18 protein-coding genes are annotated in these 18,667 nt (G+C 71.9%); 12 read left to right on the top strand and 6 right to left on the bottom strand.

The window, feature by feature from the left end; translation table 11 throughout:
• Positions 1 to 40 precede the first annotated feature (40 nt).
• The 6 genes from ligD (at position 41) to ABEA24_RS30795 (ending at position 4,186) form a co-directional block, all read left to right on the top strand.
• Entirely contained in the window at positions 41 to 937 is an 897-nt protein-coding gene (gene ligD, locus ABEA24_RS30820; RefSeq protein WP_345434732.1) for a non-homologous end-joining DNA ligase, read from the top strand.
• A gap of 149 nt (positions 938 to 1,086) precedes the next feature.
• A complete protein-coding gene (locus tag ABEA24_RS30815) occupies positions 1,087 to 2,430 on the top strand; it encodes a dihydrolipoyl dehydrogenase family protein (RefSeq protein ID WP_345434730.1) in 1,344 nt (447 codons plus the stop codon).
• A gap of 19 nt (positions 2,431 to 2,449) precedes the next feature.
• On the top strand, positions 2,450 to 2,629 hold the full coding sequence (locus ABEA24_RS30810; RefSeq protein WP_345434728.1) for a hypothetical protein: 180 nt from the start codon (positions 2,450 to 2,452) through the stop codon (positions 2,627 to 2,629).
• A 201-nt stretch (positions 2,630 to 2,830) separates the two neighbouring features.
• The gene (locus ABEA24_RS30805; RefSeq protein ID WP_345434727.1) at positions 2,831 to 3,451 is read left to right on the top strand and encodes a TetR/AcrR family transcriptional regulator; all 621 of its coding nucleotides are present in this window, start codon (positions 2,831 to 2,833) and stop codon (positions 3,449 to 3,451) included.
• Between the two features lie 124 nt (positions 3,452 to 3,575).
• Positions 3,576 to 3,803, top strand: coding sequence for a DUF3107 domain-containing protein (locus ABEA24_RS30800; protein ID WP_345434725.1), 228 nt, complete (start codon positions 3,576 to 3,578; stop codon positions 3,801 to 3,803).
• Between the two features lie 119 nt (positions 3,804 to 3,922).
• Entirely contained in the window at positions 3,923 to 4,186 is a 264-nt protein-coding gene (locus tag ABEA24_RS30795) for a hypothetical protein (RefSeq protein WP_345434723.1), read from the top strand.
• 275 nt (positions 4,187 to 4,461) lie between these two features.
• Here the strand turns inward: ABEA24_RS30795 and ABEA24_RS30790 are convergent, their stop codons facing one another.
• The gene (locus tag ABEA24_RS30790; protein WP_345434721.1) at positions 4,462 to 6,369 is read right to left on the bottom strand and encodes a serine/threonine-protein kinase; all 1,908 of its coding nucleotides are present in this window, start codon (positions 6,367 to 6,369) and stop codon (positions 4,462 to 4,464) included.
• 340 nt (positions 6,370 to 6,709) lie between these two features.
• Positions 6,710 to 7,354 (bottom strand): ferritin-like fold-containing protein, encoded by a 645-nt coding sequence (locus ABEA24_RS30785; protein WP_345434719.1) that lies wholly within the window; start codon positions 7,352 to 7,354, stop codon positions 6,710 to 6,712.
• 407 nt (positions 7,355 to 7,761) lie between these two features.
• On the opposite strand from ABEA24_RS30785, the gene ABEA24_RS30780 reads away from it, so the two are divergent.
• On the top strand, positions 7,762 to 9,642 hold the full coding sequence (locus ABEA24_RS30780; protein ID WP_425551250.1) for a DEAD/DEAH box helicase: 1,881 nt from the start codon (positions 7,762 to 7,764) through the stop codon (positions 9,640 to 9,642).
• A 166-nt stretch (positions 9,643 to 9,808) separates the two neighbouring features.
• Here ABEA24_RS30780 and ABEA24_RS30775 read toward each other — a convergent pair whose 3' ends face one another.
• Both ABEA24_RS30775 and ABEA24_RS30770 read right to left on the bottom strand, forming a co-directional pair.
• Positions 9,809 to 11,863: a serine/threonine-protein kinase gene (locus ABEA24_RS30775; protein WP_345434717.1), complete on the bottom strand. Its 2,055-nt coding sequence runs from the start codon at positions 11,861 to 11,863 to the stop codon at positions 9,809 to 9,811.
• A 76-nt stretch (positions 11,864 to 11,939) separates the two neighbouring features.
• The gene (locus ABEA24_RS30770) at positions 11,940 to 12,674 is read right to left on the bottom strand and encodes a glycerophosphodiester phosphodiesterase (RefSeq protein WP_345434715.1); all 735 of its coding nucleotides are present in this window, start codon (positions 12,672 to 12,674) and stop codon (positions 11,940 to 11,942) included.
• 91 nt (positions 12,675 to 12,765) lie between these two features.
• On the opposite strand from ABEA24_RS30770, the gene ABEA24_RS30765 reads away from it, so the two are divergent.
• The 3 genes from ABEA24_RS30765 to ABEA24_RS30755 all read left to right on the top strand — a co-directional run bounded on the left by ABEA24_RS30765 (position 12,766) and on the right by ABEA24_RS30755 (position 15,669).
• The gene (locus ABEA24_RS30765) at positions 12,766 to 13,635 is read left to right on the top strand and encodes an alpha/beta fold hydrolase (RefSeq protein ID WP_345434713.1); all 870 of its coding nucleotides are present in this window, start codon (positions 12,766 to 12,768) and stop codon (positions 13,633 to 13,635) included.
• Between the two features lie 106 nt (positions 13,636 to 13,741).
• A complete protein-coding gene (locus ABEA24_RS30760; protein WP_345434711.1) occupies positions 13,742 to 14,641 on the top strand; it encodes an oxygenase MpaB family protein in 900 nt (299 codons plus the stop codon).
• A gap of 71 nt (positions 14,642 to 14,712) precedes the next feature.
• On the top strand, positions 14,713 to 15,669 hold the full coding sequence (locus ABEA24_RS30755; protein WP_345434709.1) for a hypothetical protein: 957 nt from the start codon (positions 14,713 to 14,715) through the stop codon (positions 15,667 to 15,669).
• 21 nt (positions 15,670 to 15,690) lie between these two features.
• Here the strand turns inward: ABEA24_RS30755 and ABEA24_RS30750 are convergent, their stop codons facing one another.
• Positions 15,691 to 16,572 carry a RecB family exonuclease gene (locus tag ABEA24_RS30750; RefSeq protein ID WP_345434707.1) on the bottom strand — a complete coding sequence of 294 codons (882 nt, stop codon included), beginning with the start codon at positions 16,570 to 16,572 and terminating at the stop codon, positions 15,691 to 15,693.
• 4 nt (positions 16,573 to 16,576) lie between these two features.
• The gene (locus ABEA24_RS30745) at positions 16,577 to 17,272 is read right to left on the bottom strand and encodes an MBL fold metallo-hydrolase (protein ID WP_345434705.1); all 696 of its coding nucleotides are present in this window, start codon (positions 17,270 to 17,272) and stop codon (positions 16,577 to 16,579) included.
• A 151-nt stretch (positions 17,273 to 17,423) separates the two neighbouring features.
• Here ABEA24_RS30745 and ABEA24_RS30740 point away from each other — a divergent pair, with 151 nt between their 5' ends.
• Entirely contained in the window at positions 17,424 to 17,942 is a 519-nt protein-coding gene (locus tag ABEA24_RS30740; RefSeq protein ID WP_345434703.1) for an Lrp/AsnC family transcriptional regulator, read from the top strand.
• On the top strand, positions 17,942 to 18,559 hold the full coding sequence (locus ABEA24_RS30735; protein ID WP_345434701.1) for a LysE family translocator: 618 nt from the start codon (positions 17,942 to 17,944) through the stop codon (positions 18,557 to 18,559). Before ABEA24_RS30740 ends, ABEA24_RS30735 begins: the two co-directional genes overlap by 1 nt.
• Positions 18,560 to 18,667: the final 108 nt, after the last annotated feature.

The raw sequence follows: 18,667 nt of genomic DNA, 5'->3' as shown, positions 1-18,667 counted from the left end.
GTCGGGACACAGGCTGCGCGGCGAGCCCCGAGGAGAGCTGGTGAGCGGCACGAAGACGAGCGTCCAGGTCGACGGCGTGCGGCTGACGCTGTCCAACCTCGACAAGGTCCTCTACCCCCGGCATGGCTTCACGAAGGGGGAGGTCATCGACTATTACGCCCGGATCGGGCCGGTCATCCTGCCTCACCTGAAGGACCGGCCGGCGACCCGGCTGCGCTACCCCGACGGCGTGAAGGGCCAGGCGTTCTTCGAGAAGAACGCGCCCTCGCACACCCCCGACTGGGTCCGCACGGCCCGCCTGCCGACGCCCGGCGGGAGCCGTGAGGCGGTGAACTTCGTGGTCATCGACGGCCTCCCCGCCCTGGTCTGGTGCGCGAACCTGGCCGCCCTGGAACTGCACGTCCCGCAGTGGCGGGTCGGCCCGCGCGGCGGCGCGCACGAGCCGGACCTTCTGGTCTTCGACCTCGATCCCGGCCCGCCGGCCGGCGTCGACGAGGCGCGCGAGGTCGCCTGCCTGCTGCGCGACCTCCTCGACTCCGACGGGCTGCGGTCGTTCCCGAAGACGAGCGGCAAGAAGGGCCTGCACCTGTACGTGCCGATCGAGGAGACCTCCGACGCGCGTACCTCGGCGTACGCCAGGGAGGCGGCTCGCAGGCTCGAGAAGGAGCGTCCGCGCCTCGTCGTCAGCCGGATGGAGAAGAGGCTTCGATCCGGCAAGGTCTTCGTCGACTGGAGCCAGAACAACCGGCACAAGACCACGGTCGCGCCGTACTCTTTGCGAGCCGCCGAGGAGCCCTCCGTCTCCACGCCGGTGACGTGGGACGAGGTCGAGTCCGACGCGGAGCTGCGGTTCGGACCCGATGACGTGCTCGAGCGGGCCGACCGGCACGGCGACCTGCTCGAACCGCTGTTGACGCTTCGTCAAAAGCTGCGGTGAACCTTCATGGTGCGTACACGAAGGTGCCCGGTGCGTCACCATTGGTCGGAGGGTCCACAATCGTGGGGCGGTGGCCACGGCACCGGAAAGCCGTGGACGCCGGTGGATGGTGACACGCGCATGCCGCGTGGAATGGGAAGGATGATCAGGTGACGGACGACGCGCAGGACAGGCGCTACGACGTCGTTGTGCTGGGCGGAGGCTCCGGCAAGAACATCGCCGCCGCGCTGGCTCGGGCGGGCCGGTCGGTCGCGCTGGTGGAGAGCCGCCTGGTCGGCGGGGAGTGCCCCTACTTCGCGTGCATGCCTTCCAAGACGCTGCTGCACTCGGCCCGGCTCGGCGAGACCTGGGAGCACGCGGTCGCGCGGCGCGACGAGGTGACCCGTCATCTCGACGACGCGGCCACCGCCGCGCAGATGGCCGAGGCCGGGGTGACCGTCGTACGCGGCCGCGGCAGGGTCGTACGTCCCGGTGTGGTCGAGGTCGACGGCGCCGAGTACGGCTACACCGACCTCGTGGTGGCGACCGGCAGCGAGCCGGTGCGGCCCCCGGTCGAGGGCATCGACGACGTGCCCACGTGGACCAGCGACGAGGCGCTGACCCGGCCGGACCTCCCGCGCCGGCTCGTGGTGCTCGGCGGCGGCCCGGTCGGTTCCGAGCTCAGCCAGATCTACGCCGCGTTCGGCTCGCAGGTCACGCTCGTCGAGCAGGCCGAGCGGCTGCTGGCGGCCGAGGCCCCGTTCGTCGGCGACGTGCTCGCCGACGCGCTCCGCCGGATGGGCGCCGACCTGCGCCTCGGCGTCGCGGCGACGCACGCGGAGCGCACCGAGACGGGCCTGCGGCTGCGGCTGTCCGACGGCAACCACATCGACGCCGACCGCATCCTCATCGCCGCGGGCCGCCGCCCGCGCGTCGCCGACCTCGGCCTGGAGACGATCGGCGTCCGGTTCGACCCGGAGCGCGGCATCGCCGTCGACGCCACCTGCCAGGCCGTCCCCACCGAGGAGACGGGCGGCGACGGCACGACCGTGTGGGCGGCCGGCGACGTGACCGGCGTCGCGCCCTACACGCACGCGGCCAACTACCAGGCCGGAGTGGTCGTCTCGAACGTTCTCGGCAAGCGCCGGGAGGCGGACTACCGGGCGATCCCCCGCGCGGTCTACACGACGCCGTCGGTGTACGCCGTGGGCGTCTCCCCGCTGGCCGCGAGTGGGCTGGAACTCGTCGCGGCGGGGTACGACCTGGCCGGGACCGCCCGCTCGGCCGTCGAGGACGACGACCGCGGCCGGGTGGAGCTGTACGCCGACCGGGCGCGGGGCGTTCTCGTGGGCGCCGCCGCCGTCGGGCTCTACGCCGAGGAGTGGATGAGCGAGATCACGTTGGCCATCCGGGCCGAGACACCGCTGAGCATTCTGACCGATGTCGTCCACGCCTTCCCGACGTACGGTGAGGCCATCGAACCGGTCCTGCGCGAGCTCGCCGAGCAGTTGTGAGACTCATTGGGGGAAGACCATGTCCGAAGACGGGATCGAACTGAGCCTCGAGGCTCCCGAGGCCGACGCCGCCGAGCAGCACGTGGCGCTGCGGGAGGGCGAACGCCGGTGGCCCACCACGCTGCCGGTCGAGGTCGACGAGGCCGACGCCGCGGAGCAGGGGTTCGAGGTCGAGCTCGACGAGGACGACTACCGGTGACGGCGCGAACGACCGCCCGGGGAGCCGGTGGCGGCACGACCCCGGAGAGACGCGGTGGCGCCGCCTCGGAGGTGGCCCGTGGCGTCGCCGTGGAACCCGGTGACGGCTTTCCCCCGGTCCGACGTTACCCGGTCGTAGGATGGTAGGCCTCAACGTGCGCGGCGCCCCGGCGTCGCCCGGACAGGTGATCGGAGAACTCAGGTGACCGCAACCCCGGACGCCCGCCCCCGGGGCACGAGGCTCCCGCGGCTGGCCCGCCGCCGGCAGCTCCTGGGCGCCGCCCAGGAGGTGTTCGTCGCGCAGGGCTACCACGCCGCCGCGATGGACGAGATCGCCGAACGGGCAGGCGTCAGCAAGCCGGTGCTGTACCAGCACTTCCCCGGCAAGCTCGAGCTGTACCTCGCGCTGCTCGACGAGCACGCCGAAGGGCTCGTCCAGCGCCTGCGCGAGGCACTGGCCTCCACGCCGGACAACAAGGTGCGGGTCCAGCGGGCCACCGAGGCCTTCTACGACTTCGTGGCCGGCGAGGGCGAGGCCTACCGCCTGGTCTTCGAGTCCGACCTGCGCAACGTCGCCCCCGTACGCGCCCGCGTGGACCGCACCAACCAGCAGTGCGCCGAGATGATCGCCCAGGTCATCCAGGAGGACACCGGCGTCTCCAGCGACGAGGCCCACCTACTCGGGGTCGGGCTCGTCGGCATGGCCGAGGTCAGCGCGCGGTACTGGCTGTCGGTGCGCGACACGATCCCCAAGGCGCAGGCCGAGCACCTCATCGCGCGGCTGCAGTGGCGCGGCATCGGCGGTTTCCCCCGCACCACCTGAGCTCCCCGGCGCCCCGGGCGGGGCGTCGGCTCTTCTCCGGCCGTGCGATAGTGCCGGTGGGCCGGATCGGTCCAGACGTACGCCACGGGCGGTCGTGGCCTCGCCCCCCGACGGAGGAAACAACGTGCAGGTACGAATCGGTGTGCAGTCGGTGGCCAAGGAGCTGGTCGTCGAGACCTCGCTGTCCGCCGATGAGGTGGAGCGCGCGGTGAACGACGCGGTCGCCGAGGAGGACGGCGTCTTCACGCTGCGCAGCAAGAACGGCGCCCGGGTCGTCGTGCCGGCGGCCAAGCTCGCCTATGTGGAGATCGACGAGTCGGAGACGCGGAGCGTGGGCTTCGGCTCCTACTGATCGTTCGAAGGGCTCGTTCCGACTTTCCAAAAAGAGTGGAATGAGTCCCTCGATCGAGGGCATACAGACCGCGCGAATCCGAAGCGCCGGACTCCATCCGGCAGGAGGTGGTCTGAGAAATGCTGATGACAATAATCTGGTTCATCATTATCGGCGCCATCATCGGGGCTCTCGCGCGTCTGGTCGTACCCGGCCGCAACCCCATGGGCATCGCCCTCACGATCCTGATCGGCATCGCCGGGGCGCTCATCGGCGGCCTCATCGCCAACGCACTCGGGGCGGGAAGCATCATCGCCTTCATCATCTCGGTCGTGGTGGCGGCCGCCGGCGTGGCGCTGATCAGCGGACGCGGCCGCTGGGGCTCGCGCCGCGGCGTGTCCTGACCGACCCGCTCCGAGCCGACCTCGGCGAACACAGCCGACCGCATCTCCATCGAGGCCCCCGCTCCCCCGCGGGGGCCTCGTCGTACGTCCAGGCGCGCGTGAGCACGGCCGCCCTCCACGCCGCGCTCAGGTGGACGTGAGCACGGCCGTCCTCCATGTCGTACGTCCAGGCGCGTGTGAACACGGCCGTCCTCCACGCGCGGTCAGGAGTTCATGGGCAGCGGACCTCGTCGCGCGGTCAGGAGTCCCTGGGCACGGCCGTCCTCGTCGCACGGTCAGGAGTGCGTCGGTGTGGGCGCGGCCGTCTTCGTTCCCGTCCCGGGCTTCGACGCCTTGGCGGCCGCCACGATCTCCGGGCGGACGTACGCTCCCAACTTCGCGTACGGCACGTCGAAGTCCCGGCCAACGTCCGCGTGCGCACAGCCGAGGTCGATCCAGTTGCGGATCGTGAACGTGATGCCGGTCGTCGCCGGCGCGACCTCCAGCGCGGCGTCCAGATCGTGTCCGGTGAGGGGCTCGCCGGGAAGGCAGACCTTTCCGTGCCCGCCCGGGTCGATGATCCGGGCGAGGGCCCGCGCGCCGGCGTTCGTCCGCGCAGCGGGGAGCAGCAGGTCGCCGACCCCCAGCTCCTTGCCCGTCGACAGGTCGAACACGAGCGTGAACTGGGAGCTCACGGGGATCATGCGGTTGGCGCCGCTGGTGTCCTCGAAGGTGTAGCTCACCGACAGCAGCTTCGGACCGCCCAGCCGCACCGTGGCGGCCGACTGAAGCGTGCCGGTCGGCGCGCTGTCGGCCTGGCCCGTCGACATGACGAACGCCGTCTTGAAATCGGCCAGGGTACGGTCGACCTGCGTCCTCAGCGCCTTGTTGACCTTCGCCTGGACGGCGGCGCTCTTCAGCCCGCTCACCTGGGCGTACCGCGTGATCATGGTGCGGCCCTGGCGGAACGTCGTCGTCGAAGTCGCCACGTTCACACGGATCGGCTGGACGACGGCCGCGGGACGCGTCGGCCTCGCCGACGGGTGGCCCCCGCCCGAGGCGACGACGACCGCGGTCCCGGCCGAGCCGACGACGACGGCGCCGGCGATCGCCACGCCCACCTTCGCCCCGGTTCCCGACAGCAGCGCCTTTCCCGTGCCCTGGAGGAGGCCCGTGGCGTGACCCGCGCCGCCGCCGGCACCCGCCGCTCCCCCACCGGCCGTGGACCCGGCACCGCCTCCGCCCGCCCCGGCCGCACCGCCCGCGCCGCTTCCGCCCGCCGCGCCGCCGATCGCACCGCCGCCCGCCGGTGCTCCCGAGCCGCTCGCAAGCAGCGCCGCGAAGGGGACCAGCGCCGCCAGCCCGGCGGCCGCCTCGGCCAGGCGCCGCCGGCCGTGGGACTCCCACTCGGACCCGTACGCGGCCGTGGCCGCCCGCTCCAGCTCCGTCACGAGCGCCGCCGCGCCCGCCGGGCGCTCGGCCGGATGCTTGGCCATCCCCTGGGCGACCAGCCCGCGCACCGCCTCCGGAAGGTCGTTCAGGGGCACCTGGGCGTTGGTGTGCTGGGCGCGATACGCCTCCGTGCTACCGCCGCGGAACGGCGTATGGCCGGTGACGCACTCGAAGAAGACGCACGTCGCCGCGTACACGTCGGTGGCGGGGGTCGCGGGTGCGCTCTGCCACTGCTCGGGCGCCATGTACGGCGGCGTGCCGAGGATGTCGCCGACCGCCCCGGAGCGCAGGGCGATCCCGAAATCGATCAGTTTGCTCTGGCCGTCGTCGCGCACGAGGACGTTCGGGGGCTTGTAGTCGCGGTGGACGACGCCTCGCTCGTGGGCCGCGCCCAGCCCGAGGAGGGAGCCTTTGAGCACCGTCAGGGCCACCTCGGGCTCGAACGGACCGTGCTCCTCCAGGAGCGCTCGCAGCGAGACCCCGCCGACCGCCTCCATCACGATCGCCGCGCCCTGCGGGGACTCGACGAAGTCGTACAGCCGCGCGACGTACGGGCTGTCCAGGTGCCGGAGTATCTGTGCCTCGGCCCGGAAGCCGGTGAGGAATCGCTGATCGGAGAGGAGGTTCGCGGTCAGGTACTTCACCGCGACGTGAGTCCCGGAGGCCTCGTGTCGCGCGAGCACCACACGGCCGAAGCCGCCTTCCCCCAGCTCACGCACTTCCGTATAGCCGGGAAGCGCCCAGTCGCCCAAATTCGTCCTCCTATGTCAGGAGGGGGAAGGTACTGGAGACACAGCGTGACTGGAAGCAACGCCACGCGGTCGGCTCCATCAACCGATCCGCGAAGCAACGCCGCGACGCCGACGCCGTCTCGCGAACGCGCGACGTGTGGCGCCCGACCCCGCCCCGCGAACAGGCGGCGCCCGACACCGGATCCCGCCCACGAACGAGCGACGCGCGGCGCCGGGGCCGTCTCGCGAACGCGCGACGCTCCGCACCGAACCCCACCCGCGAACAAGCGACGCCGGGTGCCGCTCCGTGAACAGGCGACCGAGCCCCGGCGCCGGTCACGCACGGTGACCGGATCGGCGGTCAGTCGCGCAGGTTGATCGCCCACATCCGGGCCTGATGCCGGTCGACGATCCGGCCGAACATCGTCGCGACGTCCTCCTCGCCGAAGAGCGCGCCCACCGCGGGGTGCCCCTCCGCGAGCGCGTGAGCCTGGCTGAGCGCCTCGCCCACGAGCCTCCGGGCCCACAGCCCCAGCCGGGACGCCAGCCGCGGATCGTTCTCCGCCGCGGCGCGCAGGCGCTCTCGCAGGAGCTCGGCATGGCCGGAATCGGCCAGTGACTCGCGGACCACCGTCCGCGTCGCGGAGTCGGCCGTCTCCACGGCCTCGCGGTAGAGGTCGGCCACGACGGAGTCGGCGACGTACACCTTGGTCAGCGCCTCCATCGCGTCGGCGGGACGCGTGCGCTCGTGGAACGCGGTGATCGCCTCCTGGAACGGCCGCATGGCCTCGTACGGATCGGCGCCCGCCTCGATGAGCCGGTCCCGCAGCAGCTCGAACTGCGCGAAGGCACCGGTCGCCAGGCCGGCGAGGACCACCGTGTCCTCGTACGACGCCGCCCGCCCCGCGTCCGCCGCACGCTGCTCGAACGCGGTCAGCCGCACGCACGCCAGCAGGCCGTACAGCTCGACCGACCGGGATTGAGGCGTCGTTCCGGCCGAAACCATGAAATGAAATCGTACGCGGCGGCGTTGACGACTACAGCGGGGCTTTTGAATTCGGCCCCAGCCAGCTACACTGCGTGGCGAACTGTGACCGGTCGCTGCAGAGCGCGACCCCATACCCGGTCACTCCTGAGGAAGAATTTGACGGCTGGTCCCTCCCGCGCGAAGGCGCGACCGAATGCGACGACCGGCGGGTGCGCGAGAGCCCTGCCGGAGGCGGCGCATGGATCGCGACCGCGAGATGGCTCGCCGCGCCACCGTACCGGTGCGCTCGCGGCGTCGAGCGGACCCCGCACACTGGGAGGCTGAAGGCCCTGACGACCTTTCATGATCTCGGGGTTGTCCCCGAAATAGCAGACGCCCTCGAAACAGAGGGCATTGTCGAACCGTTCCCGATCCAGTCGCTCGCCGTGCCCATCGGCCTCGGCGGGCACGACATCATCGGCCAGGCGCGCACCGGCACCGGTAAGACCCTGGCCTTCGGCATTCCGCTGCTGCAGCGTATCGAGCACGGCGGGAAGAAGCCGCAGGCCCTGGTCATCGTTCCGACGCGTGAGCTGGCCATCCAGGTCACCGACGATCTGATCGTCGCCGGCGGCAAGCTCGGCAGCCGTGTGCTGTCGGTGTACGGCGGGCGCGCGTACGAGCCGCAGATCGATGCCCTCAAGAACGGCGTCGAGGCGGTCGTGGGCACGCCGGGCCGGCTGCTCGACCTGGTCAAGCAGAAGTACCTCGACCTGTCCCAGGTCTCGGTCCTCGTCCTCGACGAGGCCGACCGCATGCTCGACCTGGGCTTCCTGCCCGACATCGAGCGTCTCGTCGCCAAGGTGCCCGAGCGTCGCCAGACGATGCTGTTCTCGGCCACCATGCCCGGTGAGATCGTCGCGCTGTCGCGCAAGTACCTCACCCGGCCGACCAACGTACGGGCCGAGTCGCACGAGGAGTCCGAGACCACTCCGCAGGTCGTGCAGCACGTCTTCCAGGCGCACCAGATGGACAAGCCCGAGCTGCTCTCCCGCGTCCTGCAGGCCCGCGGCCGCGGCCTGACCATGGTGTTCTGCCAGACCAAGCGCGCCTGTGACCGGGTCGCCGAGGATCTCACCAGGCGGGGGTTCGCCGCCGCCGCCGTGCACGGCGACCTCGGCCAGGGGCAGCGTGAGCGCGCCCTGCGTGCCTTCCGTTCCGGCAAGATCGACGTGCTCGTCGCCACCGACGTGGCGGCCCGCGGTCTCGACGTCGACGACGTGACCCACGTCGTCAACTACGAGTGCCCGGACGCCGCTGAGACGTACGTCCACCGCATCGGCCGCACGGGCCGCGCGGGCAAAGAGGGCATCGCGGTGACGCTCGTCGACTGGGCGGACCTGCAGCGCTGGAAGCTCATCAACAGCGCGCTCGGCCTGGACTTCGCCGACCCGGCCGAGACCTACTCCACCTCCGAGCACCTGTACGAGATGCTCGACATCCCGTCCGACATCACCGGCGTCCTGCCGAAGGCGCAGCGGGAGCGTGCGGGGCTGGAGGCCGAAGAGGTCGAGGACATCGGCGAGACCGGCCGCTCCCGGTCGCACCAGCGGCAGGAGGAGGAGCCGCGCCGCGCCACCCGGGAACGCACCCGATCCCGCCAGCGCACCCGCAACGGCCGTCCGCTGGGGCACGAGGCCGACGCGGCCACGGCCGCCCAGACCGCGCGGCGGCACACCCGCCGCCAGCCGGAGCCGACCACACACCCGGCCGAGGTGACGGCACCGGTCTCCGAGGCGACGCCGGTGGCCGACGTGGCCCCAGTGGCCGAGCCGACGCCGGTGGCCGACGTGGCGCCGGTGGCCGACGTGGCGCCGGTGGCCGACGTGGCGCCGGTGGCCGACGTGGCGCCGGTGGCCGAGGTGGCAACTCCGGTGGCCGAGACGACGACGCCCGTGGCCGAGGTGGCGACACCCGCGGTTCAGGGCTCGCTCGAGACGGCCGAGGTCGCCACGGCCCCGCGCCGCACTCGACGGCGCGCCGCGGAGGCGCCCGTCGCACCGGCCGCGGAGTACGAGTCCACCGACGTTCCCGAGACGCCGGCGAGCCCGGCGATGCCGTTCGAGCCGGTCCCGGCACCCGAGGTCGCCGAGGCACCCGTGCAGCGGCCCGAGCCGGTGTCGGCCCCGGTACTGATCAGCCCGGCGGGCATCCCGATGGTGCAGTTCCTGGCGCCGCCGCCGCTCGCCGACGCCGACGACATGCCGGAGTTCTCCGAGCCGGTCCGGCCGGCCGCCAAGAAGAAGCGCCGCGCTCGGACAGGCTGAGCGCGCGAGTCCGCCTGACGTGCGGTTGAAGAGGGGGCGTGGTCATCGGTCACGCCCCTTATTCGTGCCCGTCGACGGGGCCGGCCGGTCATGCGCGCCGCCGACGCGACCGTACCCGGGCGCCTCGGATGGAGTCGGCCGGGACCGATTCGGGTTGCGGCTCCCCTCAGCGGGGGCTCCTGAGCCGCGATATCCCGTAGTTGTCGAAGTCCACGACCATCCGGCCGCCGTGCGGCCCGCTGCCCCGCATCACCACCAGGCCCGTCTGCCCGAGCGCCAACGGGTCGTGAGCATCCACGGCCTCGACGGTGAGCCTGTCGTTCAGCAACAGCCGAAGCTGGACCTTCGCCCCGTCGGGCTCGCACTGGATCGTGAAGTGGTTCACCCCTGGTGGGCGGGCGTCCGGGCCGTCGTTCGCGTCGAGGCCTGTAGCCACCGGAACCTGAGCGAGCGTCTGGGAGCCCGCGGCGGTCAGCTTGCGAATGAACGCGCCGCGTCCATCACGCCGAACGAGGAACACATAGCCGTCAAGGATCTTGTCGTTCGGCCCCCGGCACCACAGGCCCATCATGCCGTCGCGGGGTCCGGAGACCACGGCCACGTCGGCGTCCACCTGCATGTGGTCGGGCAGGTTCGCCGTCTGGAACGGCGCCGGCTTGGAATCGTTGCCGGTCCGGCCCTTGCCCTCGGCCTCCATGCGATAGCGGCCGCCGACGTAGGAGGTGTACCTGTCGACGTCCCAGGTCCGCACGTTCGGCGCGAACTCGCTGCTGTAGACACCGAAGACGTTTCGGCCTCCTCCCTCGGGCGGATCGTCGGAGGACCCCCGGAGCGCGATGACCGACCCGACCGTGGCGGCAGCGACCACCACACCGGCCGCGCCGATCCAGGCGAGGCGCCGGGACCCCGACCGGCCCCGTACGGCTTCCGGAACCGCCGGTCCGGTGCGGGCCGCGTCGCCCGCGTCGCCCGCGTCGGTCGCGTCGGTCGCGTCGGTCGCGTCGGTCGCGTCGGTCGCGATGAGCGTCGCCGATGCACGGGCCGTCGTGGCGGAAACGGCGGCCTCCGAGCCCCCGGGGCCGCCCGGGTACGGGCGGGTCGCACCCGCCGAACCGGCGGCCTCCGAGCCCCCGGGATCGCCCGGGGACGGGCCGGTCGCATTCACGGGAACGGCGGTCTCCGCACTCTCGGCGACGGAACCGGGATCACCCGGCGACCGGCCGGCCACCGCGGCCGGACCGGCCGTGTCCGCGCTCTCCCCCATTGAACCGGGACCGCCCGACGACAGGCCGGCCACACCGGCGCGACCGGCCGGGTCCGCGCGATGAAGGTCGAGACCGGTACCGCCGGCCGTGTCCCGGACGCCCGAGCCGGGCCGCGGCTGCGTGGTCGGGGTTCGCGCGGGGCCGACGAGCCCGGCGAGGAGCTCCTGTGCGGTCGGGCGGCGGGCCGGGTCCTTGTCCAGGGCCTGTTCCACCAGCGGCCGTACGGCGTCGTCCAGGCCGTCGAGGAGGGGTTCTCCGTGCGTGATCCGGTAGAGCACCGCGGGCAGGATCGCGCCGGGGAAGGGCGCGGCGCCCGTTCCGGCGAAGGCGACGACGGCGCCCCAGGCGAACACGTCGGACGCCGTCGTCGCCCGCTCGCCCTGGATCACCTCGGGCGCCATGTACGCGGGAGTGCCGATGATCTCGCCGGTGCCGGTGGCCTCGGTCAGGCTGTCGAGGGCACGGGCGATCCCGAAGTCGATCACGCGGGGCCCCATCGGGGACAGCAGCACGTTGGCGGGCTTCAGATCGCGGTGCACGATCCCCGCCCCGTGGATCGCGCCCAGGGCGGTCGCCACCCCGACGGCGAGGTGGTCGAGGCTCGATCCGCTCATCGGGCCGGACTCCCGTACGAACGCCGAGAGGTCGGGCCCGGCCACGTACTCGGTGACGATGTAGAGCGGCTCGCCGTCGACCTGGGCGTCCAGCACGGGCGCGGTGGAGAACCTGCGGACACGCCGGGCCGCCGCGACCTCGCGGCGGAACCGGTCGCGGAAGGAAGGGTCGTCCGCGAAGTCGGCATTGATCACCTTGACGGCCACCCGCTCGCCGGAGGCCGGCTCGGCGAGGTACACCGTGCCCATTCCGCCCCGGCCGATCACCCCGAGGAGACGATACGGGCCCAGCTCCGTCGGCTCACTCGCGCGTAGAGGGCCGATCCGGTCGTCGAGCGACATGGTCTTCCGGTCCTCCGCATCCCCCGAACCCTGCGATCATGCAGGTTAGTGGAGATACCGGCCGCCGGCCGCCGAATCAGGCCGGGTTGAGGCCTGCCTGGCCCGCCTGGCGCAGGCGCAGGGCGTGGCGCGGGCGGTCGGTGATGAGGACCGTCACCCGTTCGTCGCGGAGGAAGCGGCGCATGCGCGGCTCGTCGTTGACCGTCCACACCATGGCCGGGACGCCGAGCCGGCCGCACATGCGCAGTACGGTCGCGCGGGCGAGCCTGCGGTGCACGGCGAGCCAGTCGGCGCCGCACTCGCGCATGCGGCGCAGCGGGTACAGCTCCTGGATCCGCGTCGGCGCCTTCGAGAGCCAGGAGACCTCGCGGAGGCTGCGTCCCAGCGAGAGGGCGGCGGTGACCTGGGGGAACTCCCGTTTGATCCGGGCGATCGAGGAGTCCTCGAGCGTGGTGGCGACGAAACCGTCCGGACCGAGGAGATCGAGGGCGAGCGTGATGATCTCGTCCTCGTCGCCGACCTCCTTCAGGTCGAGATGGCCTTTCGCGCGGCCCGCGATCAGGGCCATCACGTCGCGGACCCGGGGGACGCGGTGACCGGCGACGGCGCACAGCTCGTCATAGGTCAGTCCGGCCACGGGGTGGTTCGCGACCCGGGGGTCGTGGAATACGACGAACTCGCCGTCGCGTGTGCGGCGGATGTCGAACTCGACGTACTCCGCACCGGTGGTGAGGGCACTCTCGTACGCTTCCCAGGTGGCGGCCCGGGCGACCTCGGACCCGCCCTTGTGGGCGGAGACGGCAGCCGTCATGCCACGAGAGTACCTTTGCAACACCCAGCGAAGTACCACCCAAATCGCTATGATGGTGTCGATAGCACCATGGGCAAGTAAGCTCCTGCCAGTGAGTACGCCCCGGTTCCTTACCCTGCCTCCCGGCGTCCGCCGCACGGAGATCGACACGTCGCGCGGCACATTCGCCGTTCTCGAGGCGCTTCCGGGCTCTGGCGTCTGTGAGCGGGCTCCGGCGCTGCTCGTCCCCGGGTTCACCGGCAGCAAAGAGGATTTCATCGCGGTGCTGCAGACCCTGGCGGGTGCCGGGCGCCGCGTCGTCGCGCTCGACATGCGCGGCCAGCACGAGACCTCGGGCCCGGACGATCCGGCGGCCTACACCTGTGCCGCGCTCGGCGCCGACATCGTCGCCGTCCTCGAGTACTTCAACGACCACGTCCACCTCGTCGGGCACTCGTTCGGCGGGCTGGTGACGCGCGAGGCGGTGATCGCCGATCCGACGATGCTGGCCTCGTACACGCTGATGAGCTCCGGGCCGGCCGCGATCGGCGGCTCGCGGGAGGTCGAGGGCCGGGTGCTGCTCGCGGCGCTGCCCAAGGTCGGCCTCGAACACCTCTGGTCGACCCGCATGGAGCCGAACGTGATCGCCAAGGGGGTCGCTCCCGAGATCGTCGCGTTCCTGCGCCGGCGGATGTTCATGAACTCCCCCGCGGGCCTGATGACGATGGCCCGGGAGGTCCTGTCCTGCCCCGACCGGGTGGACGACCTCGCCAAGGTCGCCGACGACGCCGACCTGCCGGTCCTCGTGCTGTATGGCGAGGACGACGACGGGTGGGATCCGCGGGAGCAGGCCGCGATGGCCGAGCGCCTGGGCGCCCGGAAGGTCGTGATCCCCGGGGCCGCCCACTCGCCCGCCGTCGAGGCCCCGGAGACCGCGGCGAGCGCGCTGACCGCCTTCTGGAACGAGGCCGAGCGCGCCTGACCCCGAGCCCGAAAAGGCGATCGCAGCCACCACTCCGGCGAAGATCACACGCCTTGAGACAAGAAACGCCTGGCGTCTCATGTAACTGATCGCTTACCCTGATCCCATGGCAGCGACGGTTCAGCCCCCGCAGAGCGTCACCTGGCAGGTGCACATCGACCGGTCGATGTGGATCGGCGGTGTGCGCGGCCTCATGTTGCAGGCCCTGCACCCCATCGCCATGCGCGGGGTATGGCAGAACTCCAACTTCCAGGAGGACCCGATCGGCCGGCTGCAGCGCACGGCCGACTTCGTCGGCGTCGTCACCTGGGGCACGCAGGAAGAGGCCGACCGTCTCGGCCGCCGGGTCAGGGACATCCACCGGTCGCTGCGGATCAAGGACCCCGACACCGGGCGGACCCACCGCGTCGACGACCCGGAACTGCTCCTGTGGGTGCACTGCGCGGAGGTCTCCTCCTACCTCGAGGTCGCGCGGCGCGCCGGGCTGCGGCTCACCGACCGGCAGGCCGACCGCTACCTCGCCGAGCAGCGCCGCAGCGCCTCCTACGTCGGCCTGCACGAGGAGGACGTGCCGGGCAGCCTCGCGGAGCTGGAGGCCTTCTTCGCGGAGATGCGCCCGCGGCTGAAGGTCACCCCGGAGGCCCGCTCGACCGTACGGTTCCTGCTGTGGCCGAAGCTGCCCGAGGAGATGCGGTGGCTGTCGGCCGGCAAGCCGATGTACGTCCCGTTCGGCGCCCTGTGCTACTACTCCCTGCCCGGCTGGGCCCGGCGGATGTACGGCGTCCTGCCGGAGATCCCGCAGCCGGCGGTGACGGCGGCGCTGAGGTCGTTCCGGCTGGCGATGAACACCCTCCCGGAGAAGGTCCACGACCTGTCGTTCCAGCAGGCCACCAAGGACATGCTCGAAGCCGCCCGGCAGCGGCTCGCCGCCGAGGGCTACGACGTCGGCAGGGGCCTGCAGGGCCTCCGCGACCCCCGCCGCTGGCCCCGGCCCGCCGCCGCTTGAGCAGCGTTCTGCGCGTTTCTCGGTAACCGGCACTACCCGACCGGCCAATGGCGTCCCGCAGTACAGTGCGCGTGACGGAGAACACGAGCCTCGACGCCCTTTTGGCTGAGGCGGGTCGGCTTCTGGTGAAAGTCGCCGGTGACGCGGAATTCGCCGACGAGGACGATGAGGGTTGGGTCGACGGTGCGCGTACCGTGCGCGAGGCGTACACCCGGGTGCAGCGGACGGCCCCGGAGAATCTGGAGGCCGCCGTCGGTCTTGCCGTGCTGACCGGCGCCGAGCTCCGCTTTCACATGGTCAACCACGTCGATGAGACCTGGTGGGAAGAGGGTCCCCCGATCGTCCAGGTGCCGGACGGCGACGAGGCCGGGCGGCTGCTCGTCGACGAGGCGGCCGGCGCCGCCCGGCACGTACTGTCCCTTGACCCGGACAACAACCTGGCCGCCTACCTCGAAGGGCTCGCCCACGAATGCGGTGGCGTACGCGAGGAGGCCTTGCGAGCCTACCGGCGGGCTCTGGAACTCGACCCGTGGGACGAGATCGCGCTGACCCGCGCGCAGGAACTGGACGACGAGTACGACCCGGCACGCTACGAGGGCCCGGATCCGAATCCGCACGCTCGGCACTTCTGGCTGCTCCGCAGCAGCGAGCGGATCAGCAACTCCGGTGACGAGCGGGTGCTGTACCGGCGCCTCAGCGACCCCGCCGACGTGCGGGACGCGATCGAGTCGGTGCTGTCGGACGTCGAGGCCCGCAATCCCGATCTGGCCCGGTTCTGGGGCACCGACGAATATCTCGATCAGCAGGACGGCGGCTTCGACCTGATCACGTACGCTCCAGGGCGGCCACCGACGTCGTTCGACGTGTACGACGCACTGCGCCCGGCGTCCTCCGGTGGGCTCGAAGTGGACTGGGACGCCGTGGACATCGACGAGCCTCCGCCCGCCTTGCGGCTCCCGCTCGGGCAACCGGTCCGGATCGACGGCCGCACGTACTTTCACGGTCTGCACGAACCCGTTGAGGAGTAAGCCCCGCAGGGGGCGGTCGGTCTAGTCCGACGCCAACGCGGACCAGGGGTCGCGGGTGGGGGCGGCGGCGCGGCCCTCCGGGCAGTGGCGCGCGAAATCGCACCAGGCGCACAGTGGTCCCGGCTGGGGCGGGAACCTCTCGTCGAACCGTTCGTGGCGGCGCTCCGGTGGCACCGCGGCGTCCACCGGCCGGACGTTCGCCCGGTACCACTCGTCCGCCTCGCCGCACTCCTCGGCGATCTGCTCGGCGCGGCGGAGGTGGCGGTCGAGGGAGTCGTCGGTGTGCTCCCAGACCGCGACCTCACCGGTCGGCAGGTGGTGGAGCTCGACGAGGCGGCACGGGGTCCGCATCATGCGGTGGGCCGACGCGGCGTACAGCGCGAGCGCCAGGGACGAGCGGGCGTCGTCGGCGGTCAGCGGCCGGCGGCCGGTCTTGTAGTCGACGACCACGAGTTCGTCGCCGCGCCGGTCGAGGCGGTCGATCCGCCCCTGGACGGTGATCAGGTGCGTCTTCATCGAGACCGTGCGCTCGACGCCGACCGGCTCGTCCGCCGGGTCGAGCCCGGTGGTGTAGCGCAGCACCATCTCCCGGGCGCGGTGCCGCCATTCGGCGGCCTGGTCGTCGTCCCGGAAGCCGTCGCTCAGCCAGGCCCGGTCGAGCAGCCCGCCGGCGGCCTCGGGCGTGCGCTCATCGAGCGGCAGCCGCCACCAGCCGGCGAGCGCGTTGTGGACGCTGGCGCCGACGCTGTTGTGCGCCCACGGCGGACCCTTCTCCGGCTTGGGCCGGTCGAGATAGGTCATCCGGTAGCGGCGCGGACAGTCGAGCCAGGTGTTCAACCGGGAGGGCGTGCAGGGGTAGAGCCGTCTCGGCATCCCCTCGAAACCGAGCTGCTCGGCCGCCATGACGTCAGTCCTCGGAGCTCGGCTCCTGCGCGAGCGCGAACCAGCTCTCCCACTGGGAGTCCTCGTCGCCGACTGTGGTCTCCTCGCCCTGGCCGGGCAGCACCCGCGTCTCCTTGGGCAGCGGCCCGAGCAGCGACCCGATGGAGTTGAGCTGGTCCTGAAGGTCGTGGTACTCCTCGCCGACCCGGCCCGGACGGCCCTTGTGCAGGGTGTCGCCGGAGAACAGCACGCCGAGCTGCTCGCTGTAGAGGCAGATGCTGCCGGGGGTGTGCCCGGGCGTGTGCATCACCTCGAGCTGGGCGCCGGCGATCTCGAAGAGGCCGCCGTCCTCGATGTCGATGTCGGGCTGGAGGTCCTTCATGAACTCCGAGTCCTCGTCCTTCTTGGCGAGGGCCCGGAAGTACTGACGCCACAGGAGGCGGTCCCGCGAGTGCACGCCGATCGGCGCCGGGTCCTCCTCGTCGGCCTCGGCGATCTCGAGCACGGCGCTCAGGTGATGATCGCGTCCGTCGGTGCAGATGACGGCCATCACCTCACGCTCGCCGATCTCCTTGAGGATCGCCTCGGCGTCGTTGGCGGGGTCGATCACGATCACCTCGTCGTCGTCTCCGACGATGTAGGTGTTGCTCTCGACGTCGTACTCGTTGTCGTCAACGGTGACCTTGCCCGACGTCACCACTTTGTCGATACGCGCGTCCACACCGAAACCTTACCGACTTCCCAGGCGTGGTGTGCGGCACGCGGCCGATCCGCGCTCCGCGCCGGCCGATCGAGCATCCATCGCGAAACGCCAACGAAACATTATCCTTCTACGATCCATGCCTACGGAAACATCGCGAAGGAGCCGATCGGTGAACGATCAAGTCGATGAGACGGATCTGGCGATCTTGCGGCTGCTGCAAACCGACGGACGGGCCACGCACGCGGCCATCGGCAAGGCGGTCGGGCTGACGGGACCGTCGGTGTACGCGCGGATCAAGCGCATGGAGCGCGACGGGATCATCCGGGGCTACACCGCCCTCATCGACCCGGCGGCCCTCGACCAGGGGCTCGTCGCCATCGTCCGGGTGAGCCTCAAGGCGTCCGCGGACGAACAGGAGCCCTTCGAGTCGATCATCGGGGCCGATCCGCAGGTGCTGGAGTGCCACGACGTGGACGGCGAGGACAGCTACATCCTGAAGGTGCGGACGGCGTCACCGCAGACTCTTCGCCGCCTGCTGGCGGACCTGCGCGGCGTCCCGGGCGTCACGCGGACCGTGTCGTCCATCGCGCTGGAGACCGTGAAGGACGTGACGGCGACCGCCGTGCTCGGTCCGGTCGCGGAGGCCCGGGACTCCGGCCGGACGGCCGAGCCGGCCGAGGACCGCTGATGGGCGAGGTCGTCTGGCTCGGTGTGCTGCTCGGCGCCGGCGCGGCGCTGTCCGTCGGGCCGATCTTCATCACGATCCTGAACGAGGCCGCCACCCGCGGTTTCGGCGAGGCGTTCCGCGTCATCCTCGGCTCCGCGACCGCCGACGTCGCCCTCCTGCTGCCCGCGCTGGCGTTCGCGTGGGTGATCGCCGCCGTCGCCCGGGCCGGGCTGTGGGTCGGGCTCGCCGGGGCGGCGTTCTTCCTCTGGCTCGCCGTCCGCGCCGTACGGGACGCCGTCCGCCTGTGGCGGGCGGAGACGGTGCCGCAGGCCGAGGGGTGGGCGTTCTGGAAGGGCGTCGCGGCGAACCTGGCCAACCCGCTGACGTGGACGTTCTGGCTCGCCACCGGCACACCGGCGATGCTGCGCGCCCAGCACCTCGCCGGTCCGTCCGGCCTGGGGGTGTTCACCGTCACCTGGTTCGTGGTCGCCTCCGGTCTGGAGGCGGTCATCGCGCTGGTGGTGGCGCGGTCGGGCCGGCGTCTCGGCCACCGCGGGCAGGGCGCGTTCACCGGCCTGTCCGCGGCGCTGTTCGCCGCCCTCGCGGCACTGATGCTCACCCACGCCGTCACCGGCTGAGCACGCCGCGGGTCCCGGGGGCGGCCGGGGCAGATCACCCGGACGGGCCAGTGTGCCCTATGGACGACGGACCACCGCCGGCCCGGCCACCTGCCAAGGATCACGGCA

The sequence above is a fragment of the Actinoallomurus vinaceus genome, assembly GCF_039542055.1.
Classification (GTDB): Bacteria; Actinomycetota; Actinomycetes; order Streptosporangiales; family Streptosporangiaceae; genus Actinoallomurus; species Actinoallomurus vinaceus.
Note: the sequence above shows the minus strand (reverse complement) of the source record. Positions and strands in the feature narration are given on the sequence as shown.